Genomic DNA, 14,162 nt, shown 5'->3' with positions numbered 1-14,162 from the left:
CTCACTCCACCGACTCGCTCAGTTCCGGTTCGGCCGGCGGCGTCTCGGGGTCGACGACGCTCTCGCCGAGCCACTCGCTGGCCCAGCACTCGATTTCGGCGAACACCGGCTGGAGCGAACAGCCCTTCTCCGTCAGCGAGTAGTACGTCGCCACCGGCGCGTCCTCCTCCAGTCGCCGGTCGACGAACCCCGTCTCCTGGAGGTCGTCGAGCACCCGAGAGAGCGTCCGCGAGGACGCCCCCGTCGAGCGTTTGAGTTCGTTGAACCGCTTCTCACCCTCCTGCAGGTCGTGGAGGACGATGAGTCGCCACTGCGAGCCGATCTGTTCGATGGATTCGATGACGCCACACGCCTCCTCGCTGTACCGTTCCCCTGACATCGATGTCACCTGGTGTCCCTTCGTCCGCGAGCCGTTAAAGCAGTTCGGCTGGTAACCAGGTGTATCGATGCAACTACACAGCCGACCCGTCGCCAGCGCCGCTCGCATCGCTCACCGTCGACCAGCAGCGCTCCCCGACGGGGTGAGCGCACGATGAGCGACGACGGCCCCCACCAGTCCCAGTCGCTCGTCACGGGCGGGGCCGACCCGGCCGAGGCGAACGCGGCCGTCGTCGCGGTCCACGGCCGCGGCGCGACGGCCCGGAGCATCCTCCAGATGGCCCAGCAGGTGAGCCACGGGCGTGAGGACGTCACACTGCTCGCGCCACAGGCCGCCCGCAACACCTGGTATCCGAACTCCTTCCTCGAACCGATGACGGAGAACCAGCCGTCTCTCGGGTCGGCGTTCCGGGCGCTCGAAGCCGCCATCGAGACGGCTACCGACGCCGGCATCCCCGCCGAGAAGGTACTGGTGATGGGCTTCTCGCAGGGCGCGTGTCTCTCCAGCGAGTACCTCGCACGGCACGCACGCCGGTACGGCGGGTTCGTCGCGTTCTCGGGTGGCCTGCACGGCCCGGAGGGGACGCCCCGCGACTACGAGGGGTCGTTCGACGGGACGCCGATGTTCCTCGGCTGTTCGGACCGGGACCCGCACATCCCGCTCGAACGGGTCCACGAGACCCGCGACGTGTTCGAGGGGATGGACGCCGAGGTAGACGAGCGCATCTACGAGGCGATGGGCCACGGCGTCAACGACGAGGAGGTGCGGGTCGCAACCGAGATGGTATCGAACCTCTGAGGCGGTCCGTGCGGGCGCTGTCGGTGGCGTGCCGACCGGAACGCCGATAGCCCTCGACGGGTTAGCGAGGGTATGGGTGGCGTTCACGACTCCGGACTCGCGCTCTCGCTGATTCTCGCGGGCGGCGGGTCGCTGTTGCTCGTCGGCCTCGCGGCGGCGGCGTTCGTCCAGCGGCGCTCCCGGTCGTATCTGCTGGTGACGCTGGCACTGGCCACGCTCCTGTTACGGACACTTGCCGGGACGCTCACGATGAACGGCGTCCTCGACGCGACGCTCCACCACACCGCGGAGCACGCACTGGACGTGGCACTCGTCGGGTTCCTGCTGGTCGCCGTCTACACCGCTCGGTCGGACCGCGCACGAGCGACCGGCGCGGGTGAGCGTCGATGAGCGACACTCGCCGGCGCGTCGCCGCACAGGTCGACGCCACCCCCGGCATCCACTTCAACGCGCTCGTCCGGACGCTCGACCTCGCACCGGGACAGGTCCAGTACCACCTCGGGCGACTCCGCTCGACCGACGAGGTGGCCGAACAGCGACTCTACGGCCAGACCCACTACTACCCGCCGACGTACGACGAGTGGGAGCGTCGGGCGCTCGCGTTGCTCTCGCGGGAGACGGCCGCGGACGTGGTCGCGGTACTCCTCGATGAGGGCACCGCCCGACCCTCGGCCGTCGCCGAGCGGGTCGGTATCGCCCGGAGTACGCTGGAGTGGCACCTCGGCCGACTCGTCGAGCAGGACCTCGTCCGGAAACGCCGCGACGCGCGAAACCGGGTCCACCTCGAACTCACGTGTCCCGAGGAGACCGCTCGACTGCTCCGCCGGGCGACGCCCTCGCTCCCCGGTCGTCTCGTCGACCGGTTCACGCGACTGGTCGACAACCTGCTCGAGGAGTGACGGCGGGCTAACCCCCCACCGTGCCCGCGTCGGTCGAGCGTGTGGCTCTCGCACGTTCTCTCGCCGCCACACGACCGTTCGACCATCGCACCAGAACGCCCTTTCGTCCGACCCCCCGAGTGACCAGTATGAGACGACGGACGTTCCTCCAGGCCGGTGTCGGTGCCGGCATCGCCGCGACCGCTGGCTGTCTCGGCGTGTTCGAGACCCGTGCCGCCGGTATCCCCCCGATTCCCGAGAACCGCCCCGACGCGGTCTACGTCCCCAGCCACGAGGAGGGGATGGCGATGGCCGGGATGGGCACGGCGGGCGACTACCGGTTCGGCCTGATGTACAGTTTCGCCCACCGGTTCTGGAACGTCAACGGCGACTCGGTGGAGAAGACTGGTACGGAGTCGGCCGGGCAGGACGCCGTCCACCTGATGACGGCCGTCTGGGACCCGGAGACCGGACTGTCGCTCCCCGAGACGGGGATGAGCGTCGACGTCGAACGCGACGGTGAGGTCGTCACCCAGGAGACCATCTACCCGATGTTGAGTCAGGTGATGGGGTTCCACTACGGCGCGAACTTCGAGTTGGACGGCGACGGCGTCTACGACGTGACGGTGAGCGTCGGCGGGATGTCAACCCGCAAGACGGGTGGGTTCGAAGAGCGGTTCACCGACCCCGCCAGCGCCACCATCGAGTTCGACTACAGCAGACAGCGCAAGGACGGACTCTCGTTCCAGGTTCGTGACGACGCCGGCGAACCGGGGGCACTGGAGGCCAACACGACGATGATGGACGCCGACTCGATGGCTCCCACACCGGCGGACCTCCCCGGCCGCGTCGTCGGGCAGGGCAAGAGCAACGACGCGGTGCTCGTCACGACGGCCCTCGATACTCCACCCGAGGGCGTCGAGGGTGACGGACAGTATCTCGCCGTCTCCGCCCGCACGCCGTACAACGGACTGGTCGTCCCCGCGATGGGGCTGACCGCCACCGTCGAACGGGGGAGCGAGCGAGTGTTCGACGGCGAACTCGTCCGTACCTTCGACCCCGACCTCGGCTACCACTACGGGGCGGCCATGGACGGCGTCGAGTCCGGCGACGACGTGACGCTGTCGGTCACGACCCAGCCACAGACCGCGCGTCACGAGGGCTACGAGACCGCGTTCGGCGGCCTGATGGGCGGGATGCCCGACGTGACGTTCACCGCCGAGTGAGCGACGACCGCCGACCTTCGCCGCTCCGTTCTCGGCTCAGGGCCGGGGCCGTCGCGCGAGTGCGAGGAGCGCCCCGACGACTGCGAGCGCCGCGACTGCGAGTCCGAATCCGGGGCCGGTCCCGCTCGACGTGCCGTCGCTCCTCGGGTCCGTGGCGTCGTCGGCCGTCGCCCCACCGGCCGTCGCCGTGTCGCGGTCGGTCGACGCCCCCGACGCCGGCACGTCGGTGGTCGGTCGGGGGGTGTTCACCTGGACCTCCGAGGACGACGTCGCCCCGTCTCCCGCGACGGTCGCCGGGAACAGCGTCGAGACGTTCTCCTCGCCCGCGGTGAACGGGTCGTTCGCTCGCGCGCTCGGGCGGTCTCGGATGGCGAACGGTTCGGACCCTTCCCGGTAGAGTTTCGCGCGCAGTTCCACGTCGCCGGGCGTGCGGGCGAGAAACGACTCCGTTAGGTTCACGGCCACGTCGCGGTGGGTGCCGGCGTCCAGTCGCGTCACACCGACGAGTTCGACGCTCCCGTTCTCGGACGCCCGTTCGAGCGCGACGTAGCCCGGTTCGGGGAGCGTGACGCCGTGGAGGGTCATCGTTCCGTTGGCCGCCTCGACCCGACTGAACCCTTCGACGACGACGTTCGCCGGCGCGTCGCTCTTCCCGACGGTCACGCGTTCGCCGGCGAGACGGCCGAAGGAACTCAGCGCCCGGTCGGTGCCGGGGTCGAACTCGCCGTTGCGGTTCGTGTCGTGGTGGGCGACCACCCAGACCTCCCGCTCGTCGCCCCACTCGGCCCACGCGTCGTCGGAGACGTTCACCGTGACGCCGCGCTGGAGGCCGAGCCCGTTGGGGACGAACCGCTCGCCGAGCGCCGGACCGACGCCGCCGGTCTCGTTCGTCGCGTGGACGACGATGAAGCCGTCCGAGACGAACAGGCTGTTCTCGACGACGATGGTGCCGTCCGCCGCGACCTGACTGTCGACGCTGACGGAGTTGCCGTGCGCGCTGACCGGGAGCGGAACGCTGGCGAGGACGAGCACGGTGGTGAGCGCGACCGCGAGCACGCGTCGTGTGGTTCCCGCCATCGACTACTCGACGGTCAGCTCCATCGGCTCGAACTGGAGGAAGGCTCGTTCGTACCCCTCGTGACGGGCCACCTGCGGCGGCGTCGACACCGACAGCGTCACCTCGTCGCCGGATTCGACGGCGACGCCCGCCCCGTAGTGGTAGCCGAGGTCGGGGTCGAGCGTCCGTTCCAGCGACCCGTCGAACACCGTCTCGTCGCCGCGCGTCACCGTCGCCTCCAGCCCCATCGCGGGGAGGACGAGACGGTTGTAGCGCGTCCGGGCGGACACCGCCAGGTAGCCGTCGCCGTCGACGCCCGCCGGCGGCGCGTCGAGTGCGAGCGTGACGAAGTCGGCGTCGTCGCTTCGTGGCGTCCCCAGCAGTGCTCCCGGCATCTCGTCGGGGGTCGGCAGGACCGACTGGGGGAGCATCCCCATCTGCATCGGAGCGAGCGCCCCCCGGTCGCCGGCCTTCTCGATGGGTTGGGAACCGACCTCGCGCTGGGTCTCCTCCGTGAACGAGAGCGGTATCTCGACGTTCGCCGGGTCGCCGAACCGGCCCTCGAACGTGCCGGTCCGCCGGGTCGAGAGGCCGCCGACGCTGAGCGTCGCGGTGTACTCGCCGTTCCCGGGCAGCGAGAAGTTCCCGCCGTAGTGAAAGCCCATCGGCTGACTGAGCATCGGGTAGATGACCTCCTGACTGACCAGTTCCTCCTCGCGGCGCAACTCGACCGACAGGCCCGTCTCCGGCAGGACGGTCTTCGTCTCCGGGTCCCAGACGCTCGCCATCAGGTGGAGGCTGTCGTCGTCGGTCCTCGACGTCTCCTCGACGGAACTCCCGTTGACGTTCCAGAACGTGTGCGGGACGGTGAACATGAGCCCGAACTGGTAGTCGCCGCTCGTCGCCATCCCCTGCATCGACATCGACTCGGCGAACGACTGGACGTAGATGCCGTCGGGAGCGTCAGCGTCGGCCGTCCCGTTCGCTGCCGGCGCTCCGTCCGTGGTTCCGCTGTCGATACCGGTCGTCCCGTTCTCGTCGGCCTGTGACTCGCTACATCCGGCGAGCGCGAGTGCGCCCGTCGTGGCGATGGCCCCGCGGAGGAAACGGCGGCGTCTCATTGTGTCTCGTTACGGAATGTCGTAATAAACAGTTGTGGTTCGTCTCTCGAACGCTCGTTCACGGCTCTCGACATTACTCGTCCGTCTCCGGGCCGGAGGCCCGCTCGATAGCGATCGGGTCTCCCTCGTCGAAGCGTGCCTCGTAGCCGCCCGGCGTCGTCGACCGCTCGCGCCGGCCCGTCCCGTCGCTACCGAGTGCCGGCCGTCGCTCGTACGAAAGACGGAGTGTCGTCGTCGGTTACCGAGCGGCCTTGACGAGCGCTTCGAGGTCGAGGTGACCCGCGCCGTGGTACTGCTCGCCACCGGGGGCGCTGCTGGCCGTCTCCTGGATGAGCGACTCGACCTCCTCGACGCTCGCGTCGGGGCGCAGCGACCGGACGAGCGCGACGGCACCCGAGACCTGCGGGGCGGCCATCGAGGTGCCAGCCTTCCAGCCGTACCCCGCGGTGACGGTGCCGTCCTCTCCGACCGTGTTGACGGTCGAGTAGACGAGGTCCTGTCCGGCGTCCTCGACGCCGCCGTTGAGGGCGTCGAGGTCGGCGTCACCGCCCGCGGCACTCACGTCGACGCCGTCACCGTAGTTCGTGTAGAACGCCGGCGAGTCCGTCGGGTCCTCGAGGCGGTTGCCCGTCAGCCACTTCGCCTCGTTGTCGCTGTGCTTTCCGCCCCAGCCGTAGCCGATGGGACCGGTCGCGGCGACACCGAAGACGCCCTCGGCCTCCGTCGGCAGGCTGAGTATCTCTCCACGTTCGGGGTCGCTCGAACCCATGTCGAGACTGTCGTTCCCCGCCGAGTTGACGACGACCGTCCCCTGCGAGCGGACGTACGCCGCGACCTGTTCGGCGATACGTTTCTCCTCGCGCAGGGCCGGAAGCTCCTCCGGGAAGACGAACGGGAACGGGAACCCGACGCTGTAGTTGATGACGTCACAGCCGACCTCGGCGGCCTTCATCCAGCCCGCGTAGCCGTCTCCCTGGAAGCCCTCCTTGCCGGAGAACATCCGGTAGGAGACGATTTCGGTGTCCGGAGCGGTCCCGAGGACACCGCCGTCGGCTCCGTCGTTGCTGTTGGTCGCAGCGATGGTACCGGCGACGTGTGTCCCGTGGCTGCCGGCACCGTTGGGTCGGAAGTCGAACCCGTCGCCCGTGAGGTTCTCGGAGAGTTCCGTGTTGACGACGTCGACGAGGTCGGGATGCTCGGCGTAGACGCCGGAGTCGACGACGGCGACGCGTGTGCCCGCGCCCGTCGTCGTGTCGTGAATCGACTTCCCGCCGCCGGGCTTGTCGGTCAGTTCGTTGTTCAGGTCCTGAACACGTTTGTCCCACTGGAGTTCCGTGTTCGACGCGGGCCCGTCGTGGTTGTGGCTCGCACTCCCGCCCGAGGCGGGCGGACCGTCGGCCTCGACGACGGCACCCGCGTTGTCCTCGCTCCGGTCGATGGTGACGTCGGGGACCGTCGTGCCGTCCACACGGTCCTGGTCGCCGCGAGCCACCAGCACGTCCGCCTCCGAGAGGTCGTGGACGATCTCGACGTCGTCGGGGACCGCCGACCGGTCGACGTCGCGGAGGTTGATGAAGAAGCGAGAGTCCGACTCGCTCGCCGTCGCCGTTCCAGCACCGAGGGTCGCGGCACCGACCGCCGCGCCGGTCAGTCGAATGAACGTTCGTCTGCTGTGATTCGTCACGGCGAATTCGCAGGACTGTGCACGATTAAACTCGTGGCTTGTCTGTGCGTATTGGTGTACTGTCCGGTCGGCAACAGTATTCGCACCGACAGTGTTCGGCGGGTGCGTGTCGTGACCCGCCCCCGACCGTGGGTGTGGTCCTCGCTCCCGTCAGTCGCCGTCGTCGGCCGGCGAGACGTCGTACTCCGGCCCGACACAGACGCGGAGCGACCGGGGGCGGCAGTGGATGGTCAGGTCGTCGTGGCTCCGGGGTTCGCCGTCGAGGCTGAAGTCGATGGGGTCGTCGTGGTCGTCGAACGCGCTGATGGTCAGTTGACTCGCCTGGGTGTGGAACACGTTGTCGCCCGTCCGCCCGAAGACCCGCTGGGCGAACGCCTCGGCGACGATGTCACCGGCGGGCATCCGCTCGATGACGACGACTTCGAGGAGGCCGTCTTCGAGGTTCGCCTGTCCTCCCTCCTCGACGAACCGCCGGGAGTTGCCGACCAGTGCGCAGAGCGCGTCGCCCGACCACGTCACCTCCTCGCCGTTCGAGGTGGCGGTGAGGTCGATGTGGAGGCCGTCGAACGACGCCGCCTCCTGCAACCCGTTGACGAGGAAGGCCAGCGACCCGAAGCGCTCTTTCAACTCGTCGGACGTGGAGACGCTCGCGTTGGCGACCAGTCCCGCGATACACGACATCGTGAACGGTTCGCCGCCGGCGACGCCGAGGTCGACCCGACGGCGTGCACCGGTCTCGACCACGTCGAACGCCTGTTCTGGGGTCTCGATGCCGACGTTCTGTGCGAAGATGTTCTCGGTCCCGGTCGGGACGACGGCGACGGTGGTCCGGTCGAGCGCGTCCGCTCGCACCAGTCCGCCCACGACTTCGTGGAGCGTCCCGTCCCCGCCCGCGACGGCGAGCAGGTTCACACCCGCCTCGGCGGCCCGTTCGGCGAGGTCGATCGCGTGCCCCGGACCGGTCGTCTCCTCGATGTGGTAGTCTCGCTCCTCGCCCAGCGTCCGCACCCGTTCGGTGTGGTCGGCGCTCCCGCTGGTCGGGTTGAGGACGAGCCATCGCTGTCCGTCCGTCTGAGGCATCGCACCGGCGACCGGTTCGTCGGCGACCGGAATCGTCCGCTCGCTCATCGTCCCACCTCGAACGGGCGGCAATAAATACGTACTCGGTCGACCGCGGCCCCGTCCCCTCGCTCGGCACCACCCGACGACCCGCCTCGCTGCACACGGCCGACACCGATTTCCTATCGCAACATGCCGTTTACACACCGCACGCCTATGCCCGCCGCTCCCGAACGGGCCGGCATGCTCAGTGGCGAACTCTCGGTCGAGACGGGCGGCAGCGTCGACGTGCGGTACACCGTCGAGAACACCGGCGAGGAGTCGGTCGAACTGACGTTCCGTGACGGCGGTCACGCCGACTGCGTCGTCCTCGACGGCGACAGCGAGGTCTGGCGCTGGTCGGAGGGGCGGATGTTCACGATGGCGATGGGTCACGAGACGGTCGCTCCCGGTGACTCGCTCGCCTTCGAGTTCGAGTGGACGCCGTCGACGACCGGCGAGTACACCGTCCGCGGGGAGCTCCGTGCGGACGAGGAGGACTGCCGAGCGGAACGGACGATTTCAGTCGAGTCGGTCGAGTAGCTGTGAGGTGACGCGACGGACGGCCTGGTCCGACCCGTACTGCGGTTCGAAACCGGTCGCGAGCAGTCTGTCGATGGGGAGGTAGACGACCGGGATGTCTCCGGTCCAGCCCCGGTCACCACCGGTGTAGGCGTACTCGGGGTCCAGCCCCATCTCGTCCGCGACGATGTCCGCGATGGCCGTCACGTCCGTCGTGTCGCGGGTGCCCAGGTTGAACACGTTGAGCGGCGCGTCGGTGTGTTCGACGACGTGGCGCATCGCCGCGGTGCAGTCCGTGACGTGCATGTACGACTTGCGCTGCTCGCCGTTGCCGAGAATCTCCAGCGTCTCCGGGGTGGCGTCGAGTTTCTCGACGAAGTCCGGGACGACACCCGCCCCGAAGCGCGGACCGACGATGTTGGCGAAGCGGAACGTCCAGACGCTGAACTCGTGAGAGTGCGCGTAGACCGAACAGACCGACTCCTCGGCGAGTTTGGTCGCGCCGTAGCTGCTGATGGGTTCGAGCGGGCCGTAGTCCTCCGGTGTAGGTTCACCGGCCTCGCCGTAGACGGTACACGACGAGGTGAACGCGAACGCGTCCACACCGACCTCCTCCATCCGTTCGAGGACGTTGTGGGTCATCCGTGTGTTCGCCTCGAACTGCCGGCGCGGGGAGTCGGTGTCGACGTACTTGTCGGCCGCCGCGAGGTGGAAGACGACGTCCACGTCGTGGGTGATGGCCGACGCGACGTCACGTTCGTCCTGCAGGTCGCCGTCGACGAACGTCGCCGCCTCGGGAACCGTCTCCAGTCGGCCGTTCGAGAGGTCGTCGACGACGACCACGTCGTTGTCGGCGACGAGGTCCGCGGTCAGCTGTGACCCGATGAGGCCCGCGCCGCCGGTGACGACGATTCGCTTGTCCGTGAGGTCCATGCGTGCGCTCGTCGGCAATCCGGCAAGTGCCTTCCGCTCGCGTCCGGCGAGCCGAAGAGTCGAAACGCCTTCCCGCCACGCGGCGAACTCCCCCCATGAACGGACAGGAGGTCGCGGTCCTCCGGTTGGGCCACCGACCGGGCCGGGACAACCGCATGACGACCCACGTCGGCCTCACGGCTCGGGCGCTCGGGGCCGACCGGGTCGTCCTCGCCAGCGACGCGAGGACGTCCCTGGAGACGATTTCGGACATCACCGACCGCTTCGGCGGTCCCTTCTCCGTGGAACTGGCCGACGACCCCAAGCGTATCATCCGTGAGTTTCCGGGGGTGGTCGTCCACCTCACGATGTACGGCCTCCCGGTCCAGAACGTGGAGGACGAGATTCGGGCGGCCCACGCCGACGGGCCGGTGCTCGTCGTCGTCGGTGCGGAGAAGGTGTCGTTCGACGTCTACGAGGCCGCGGACTACAACGTCGGTGTGACGAACCAGCCACACTCCGAGGTCGCCGGCCTCGCCGTCTTCCTCGACCGTCTGTTCGACGGCCGCGAACTCGACCGCGAGTGGACGGACGCGGACCGCCGCGTCGTCCCGATGGCGACGGGGAAGAAGGTGGTCCCCGTCGACCCGGAGGAGTGATGCGCGTTCTCACCGCTCGTCCCGCCGTGGCGGCGAGCGTTCGACACCCACACGATGAACCGGATCGTGCTATATCGAACGTCGGGCGTGCCGCACTCGCCGTGTGCGCTCACAGTTCGAGAGCCACGTTCGAGGGGTCTCGGGGGGTCGTCGGTGCATCGGCGTCGGGTCTCGACGGCGGCGCGTCGTCGAGTCGGACGACACGTCACCGGTCCCCGGCGTGGTCGTCTCTCTCTTCGGCCCTCCCGATGAGCGACCAGCGGAGGCGCACGCTCCCGTCCGGGTGGCGCTCGCTGGCGACGTGGTAGACGTACCGGCCACCGAGTCGCCCGTCCGCGCCGCGGTGACGTTTGTGGACTTCGAGATACCCCTCGTGTTCGTCGACGCGGACGACCTCCTCGTCGCCCGCCGGTTCGACCGACGGAAACGGCTCCTGGCGGGCCCGGAGCAACTCCTGTGCGTAGACGATGGCCTCTCGCAGGTCGTGACCGTCGAGAGCGTGGAGGGCGTCGGCGGCGTCCGCTGGCAGGTCCTCCGGCGGTGCTGGCTCGTCCATGAGTGGTGTTGTCGGTGCACGATGCTAAACCGTGTGCTCGACGGAGAACGCCCACGGAGCGGGTTCTGGACCGGCGTGTCCGGTCCTCGGAGAGCGCAACCTTTAGGCACGAGTCTCGCGCACGTTTCCGTAATGGCTTTCGAAGAGCTACTGAACGACCCCGTCATCCAGAAGTATCTCCACGAACTGGTTGGACCGACGGGGATGCCCGTCGCCGCCGCGCCCCCCGATGGGGAGGTGACCGACGAGGAACTGGCCGAGGACCTCGGGCTGGAACTCAACGACGTTCGCCGTGCGCTGTTCATCCTCTACGAGAACGACCTCGCGTCGTACCGCCGGGTGCGCGACGAGGACTCGGGATGGCTGACGTACCTCTGGACGTTCGAGTACGACCAGATCCCCGAGGTGCTCGAGTCCGAGATGTACCGCCTGCTGGACGCGCTCGAAGAGCGCCAGCAGTACGAGGCCGACAACGAGTTCTACCTCTGTCCCGAGGAGTCCATCCGCTTCGAGTTCGGCGAGGCGATGGAGTTCACCTTCGAGTGTCCCTCCTGCGGTGCGGACCTGGAGTCGATGAGCAACGACCAGTTGGTCCGAGCGATGGACGAGCGAATCGCGCAACTGCGCGACGAACTCAACGTCGAACCGGCCGACGAGGCGCAGGCGTAGATGGTCGTCCTCGCGACGAAAATCTACGTCGAAGGAGACGCCCGTGACCGGGCACTCGACAGCCTCCGGTCGCTGGTCGGCAACGAACTCGCGGACCTCGACGTCGAGTGGACGCTCGGGTTGCGCGACGACGACTTCCCCTCCGTGACCGTCGAGGGTGACGACGAGGTGGTCGCCCGCAACCTGCTCCGCGAGGAGTGGGGCGCTATCACGTCCGCCTTCGAGGACGGCGAGGAGTACGTCGGGACGCTCGAATCGTGGGACGACGATGGGTTCATCCTCGATGCGGGCGAGCGCGTTCGCGTCCCCGCGAGCGAACTCGGCCTCGGCCAGGGGACTCCCGAGCAGATTCGCAACCGGTTCGGTCTCGTCCAGCACCTCCCGTTGCGGTTCGTCTACGACGAAGACGCGCCACGACTCGCCGACAGCGAGCGTGACCGACTCTACGACTGGACGCGTGCCGAGACCGGTCGGCTGAACGTCAACAGCGCCACACGGGCGGAGGTCCGAGCGACGGTCAACCGCGCCGGCCACGCACAGGACATCGTCACCGTCGAGCGCCTCGGCCTGCTCGAACAGTCCGTGGTGTGCAAAGCGGACACCGACCCGCCGGGCCTCCTGGCCAGCGTCGGGCAGTACCTGCCCGCCGAACTGCTCTGTGTGGTCCCATGAGGCGTGCGCTCGCGCTCTGTCTGCTCGCCCTCCTGACGGTGAGCGCGGGCTGCACCAGCCTCTTCGGCCCCGGCGAGGTCCCCGACCAGCAGTTGAACGAGAACGCGACCTACGACGACCTCTGGGAGGAGGAGGCGGGAGTCTACATCGACGTGGGGACCGACAGCTACCGGGCGGTGTACGACCTCGGTGAGAACCGGACGAGTCTGGACGTCTACGGACGGACCGGGTTCGGACTGGAGCGGCCGCTCGACATCAGCGGCCTCCGATATCGCTACCAGAACGGCACCGTCATCACGCCCGCCAACAGCTCGAACTTCACCGTCGACCAGGGCCGCGAGGAGTTGAACATCACCGTGCCCGAACCGAACGGGTCGCTGGCGTTCTCGGCTCCGAAACCCGGCAAGTCGTTCACCGTCCCGGCGTTCATCGAGGGGGTCTCCTACGAGGCGGCACTCCCGCCGGCGACGGACGCGGCCGTCCCGCTGCTCTCGAACGTCAATCCGAGTCCGTCGGCGACGTTCGAGGAGGACGGGCGCACGCACATCCGCTGGGACAGCGTCTCGCGGGACGTCTCGGTGCGCTACTACCTCGACCGTGACCTCCTCATCTTCGGGTCGATAGCGGGGGTGCTCACCATCGCAGGCATCGCCGGTGCGGTCTACTACCTCCGGCAGATTCGTGCCCTGGAGCGTCGCCGCGAGGAGGTCGCACTCGACGTGAACCGCGAGGAGTAGCACGGTTCGGACTGAACGAGCGCAGCGAGTGAAGGAGAATCTTCGAGAACCCGAACGGGGAGCCGTGTGAGACCGACGGTTTCGCTGGAAACCGGCGACTCTGTCGTTCTCGAAAACGCCGTTCTCGTTCGCTTCGCTCGAATCTCCCTACTCACGGCTCCCGACGGTCGCCGTTCGTATGTGCGCGGTTCGGAGGGAGTGAGCGCCAGCGAACGAGCGAGAACCGCGCACCCGCTACCCGCGCCGTTTTGGTCGCCCCACGCCAACGCAGAGCCATGCGTGTCGCGGTCGTAACTGTGGGTGACGAACTGCTCGCCGGGGAGACGGTGGACACGAACGCGAGTTGGCTGGGCGAACAGCTGACCGCACGGGGGGTGACCGTCGAGCGCGTCGTCACGCTCCCGGACCGGGAGGCCGACATCGCCCGTGTCGTCAACGAGTACCGCGCGGAGTACGACGCCGTCGTCGTCACCGGTGGACTCGGCCCGACGCACGACGACCTGACGATGGCGGGAATCGCCGCCGCCTTCGGCGTCCCGCTCGAACGCAACGAGGAGGCGCTGTCGTGGCTCGAAGCCGAGGGGGGCTACACGCGCGAGGACCTCGCCGAGGGCACGGCCGAACTGCCGAAGGGTGGGCGGCCGCTGCACAACGACGTCGGCGTCGCGCCGGGCTGTGTCGTCGGGTCGGTGTACGTCCTCCCCGGTGTGCCAGCGGAGATGAAAGCGATGTTCGACGCGATTCGAGCGGAGTTCGAGGGGACCGTCCTCCACGTCGAGTCCATCGTCGTCGCCGAACCCGAGAGCGCGCTCGTCGAGCGCTTCGCACAGGTCCGTGAGGAGTTCGACGTGACACTCGGGAGCTACCCCGGCGAGAACGTCAGCGTGCGCTTTCGGGGGGCGGACCCCGAGGAGGTTCGGGCGGCGGCCGCCTGGCTGGCCGAGCGGTCGGAGACCGTCGAGGAGTAGGGAGATTCGAGCGCCAGCGAGCATCCCCGAAATCCGAGCGGTGTCCACCGGAATCCGCGAGGGGTAGGGTCGACCGCCGGGAGGCATCGAACGGGCGAACGACGACCACCGGGTGCCGTGAGGAGTAGTGCGGTTCCAGTGGCGGTGTGGACTGCGGTCAGCGCGTGAGGTAGACGAGCCAGACGGCGAGCAGTACCAGTCCGCCGACGCCGATGAGCCAGCCCGA

At 68.5% G+C, this 14,162-nt stretch carries 17 protein-coding genes; 10 read left to right on the top strand and 7 right to left on the bottom strand.

The features are described 5' to 3' along the window. Position 1: 1 nt before the first annotated feature. Positions 2 to 379 carry a winged helix-turn-helix transcriptional regulator gene (locus GQS65_RS15450; protein WP_158205530.1) on the bottom strand — a complete coding sequence of 126 codons (378 nt, stop codon included), beginning with the start codon at positions 377 to 379 and terminating at the stop codon, positions 2 to 4. A 153-nt stretch (positions 380 to 532) separates the two neighbouring features. On the opposite strand from GQS65_RS15450, the gene GQS65_RS15445 reads away from it, so the two are divergent. From GQS65_RS15445 to GQS65_RS15430, 4 genes are all read left to right on the top strand, one after another. Then, entirely contained in the window at positions 533 to 1,177 is a 645-nt protein-coding gene (locus GQS65_RS15445) for an alpha/beta hydrolase (RefSeq protein WP_158205529.1), read from the top strand. A gap of 72 nt (positions 1,178 to 1,249) precedes the next feature. Further along, entirely contained in the window at positions 1,250 to 1,567 is a 318-nt protein-coding gene (locus GQS65_RS15440) for a DUF7471 family protein (RefSeq protein ID WP_158205528.1), read from the top strand. After that, entirely contained in the window at positions 1,564 to 2,076 is a 513-nt protein-coding gene (locus tag GQS65_RS15435; protein ID WP_158205527.1) for a winged helix-turn-helix transcriptional regulator, read from the top strand. Before GQS65_RS15440 ends, GQS65_RS15435 begins: the two co-directional genes overlap by 4 nt. A gap of 128 nt (positions 2,077 to 2,204) precedes the next feature. Further along, positions 2,205 to 3,281, top strand: coding sequence for an iron transporter (locus tag GQS65_RS15430; protein WP_158205526.1), 1,077 nt, complete (start codon positions 2,205 to 2,207; stop codon positions 3,279 to 3,281). A 36-nt stretch (positions 3,282 to 3,317) separates the two neighbouring features. On the opposite strand, the gene GQS65_RS15425 is transcribed toward GQS65_RS15430, so the two are convergent. From GQS65_RS15425 to GQS65_RS15410, 4 genes are all read right to left on the bottom strand, one after another. After that, positions 3,318 to 4,358, bottom strand: coding sequence for a DUF7282 domain-containing protein (locus GQS65_RS15425; RefSeq protein ID WP_158205525.1), 1,041 nt, complete (start codon positions 4,356 to 4,358; stop codon positions 3,318 to 3,320). Positions 4,359 to 4,361: 3 nt separating this feature from the next. Continuing rightward, positions 4,362 to 5,459, bottom strand: coding sequence for a twin-arginine translocation signal domain-containing protein (locus tag GQS65_RS15420; RefSeq protein ID WP_158205524.1), 1,098 nt, complete (start codon positions 5,457 to 5,459; stop codon positions 4,362 to 4,364). A 238-nt stretch (positions 5,460 to 5,697) separates the two neighbouring features. Then, a complete protein-coding gene (locus tag GQS65_RS15415) occupies positions 5,698 to 7,143 on the bottom strand; it encodes a S8 family peptidase (RefSeq protein ID WP_368280271.1) in 1,446 nt (481 codons plus the stop codon). Between the two features lie 150 nt (positions 7,144 to 7,293). After that, positions 7,294 to 8,271 (bottom strand): diacylglycerol/lipid kinase family protein, encoded by a 978-nt coding sequence (locus GQS65_RS15410; RefSeq protein WP_158205523.1) that lies wholly within the window; start codon positions 8,269 to 8,271, stop codon positions 7,294 to 7,296. A gap of 174 nt (positions 8,272 to 8,445) precedes the next feature. Here GQS65_RS15410 and GQS65_RS15405 point away from each other — a divergent pair, with 174 nt between their 5' ends. After that, positions 8,446 to 8,784 (top strand): BsuPI-related putative proteinase inhibitor, encoded by a 339-nt coding sequence (locus tag GQS65_RS15405; RefSeq protein WP_158205522.1) that lies wholly within the window; start codon positions 8,446 to 8,448, stop codon positions 8,782 to 8,784. Here the strand turns inward: GQS65_RS15405 and GQS65_RS15400 are convergent. Continuing rightward, entirely contained in the window at positions 8,764 to 9,696 is a 933-nt protein-coding gene (locus GQS65_RS15400; protein ID WP_158205521.1) for an NAD-dependent epimerase/dehydratase family protein, read from the bottom strand. The two genes, GQS65_RS15405 and GQS65_RS15400, sit on opposite strands and share 21 nt — an antisense overlap. Positions 9,697 to 9,791: 95 nt before the next feature. Between GQS65_RS15400 and GQS65_RS15395 the strand changes: the two genes are divergently transcribed. Beyond that, positions 9,792 to 10,334 carry a tRNA (cytidine(56)-2'-O)-methyltransferase gene (locus GQS65_RS15395; protein WP_158205520.1) on the top strand — a complete coding sequence of 181 codons (543 nt, stop codon included), beginning with the start codon at positions 9,792 to 9,794 and terminating at the stop codon, positions 10,332 to 10,334. Positions 10,335 to 10,539: 205 nt separating this feature from the next. Here the strand turns inward: GQS65_RS15395 and GQS65_RS15390 are convergent, their stop codons facing one another. Further along, positions 10,540 to 10,890: a hypothetical protein gene (locus tag GQS65_RS15390; protein ID WP_158205519.1), complete on the bottom strand. Its 351-nt coding sequence runs from the start codon at positions 10,888 to 10,890 to the stop codon at positions 10,540 to 10,542. Between the two features lie 132 nt (positions 10,891 to 11,022). On the opposite strand from GQS65_RS15390, the gene GQS65_RS15385 reads away from it, so the two are divergent. The 4 genes from GQS65_RS15385 to GQS65_RS15370 all read left to right on the top strand — a co-directional run bounded on the left by GQS65_RS15385 (position 11,023) and on the right by GQS65_RS15370 (position 13,936). Next, complete coding sequence (locus tag GQS65_RS15385; RefSeq protein WP_158205518.1) at positions 11,023 to 11,559, top strand: transcription factor; 537 nt, start codon at positions 11,023 to 11,025, stop codon at positions 11,557 to 11,559. Further along, positions 11,560 to 12,231, top strand: a complete 672-nt coding sequence (locus tag GQS65_RS15380; protein WP_158205517.1) for a DUF2110 family protein — start codon at positions 11,560 to 11,562, stop codon at positions 12,229 to 12,231. Next, positions 12,228 to 12,968 carry a DUF5803 family protein gene (locus GQS65_RS15375; protein ID WP_158205516.1) on the top strand — a complete coding sequence of 247 codons (741 nt, stop codon included), beginning with the start codon at positions 12,228 to 12,230 and terminating at the stop codon, positions 12,966 to 12,968. The genes GQS65_RS15380 and GQS65_RS15375 overlap by 4 nt, the downstream gene beginning before the upstream one ends. Before the next feature lie 275 nt (positions 12,969 to 13,243). Next, a complete protein-coding gene (locus GQS65_RS15370; protein ID WP_158205515.1) occupies positions 13,244 to 13,936 on the top strand; it encodes a competence/damage-inducible protein A in 693 nt (230 codons plus the stop codon). Positions 13,937 to 14,162: the final 226 nt, after the last annotated feature.

Origin of the sequence: Halomarina oriensis (genome assembly GCF_009791395.1) — an archaeon.
Classification (GTDB): domain Archaea; phylum Halobacteriota; class Halobacteria; order Halobacteriales; family Haloarculaceae; genus Halomarina; species Halomarina oriensis.
This window is presented reverse-complemented; position numbering and strand designations above follow the sequence as displayed.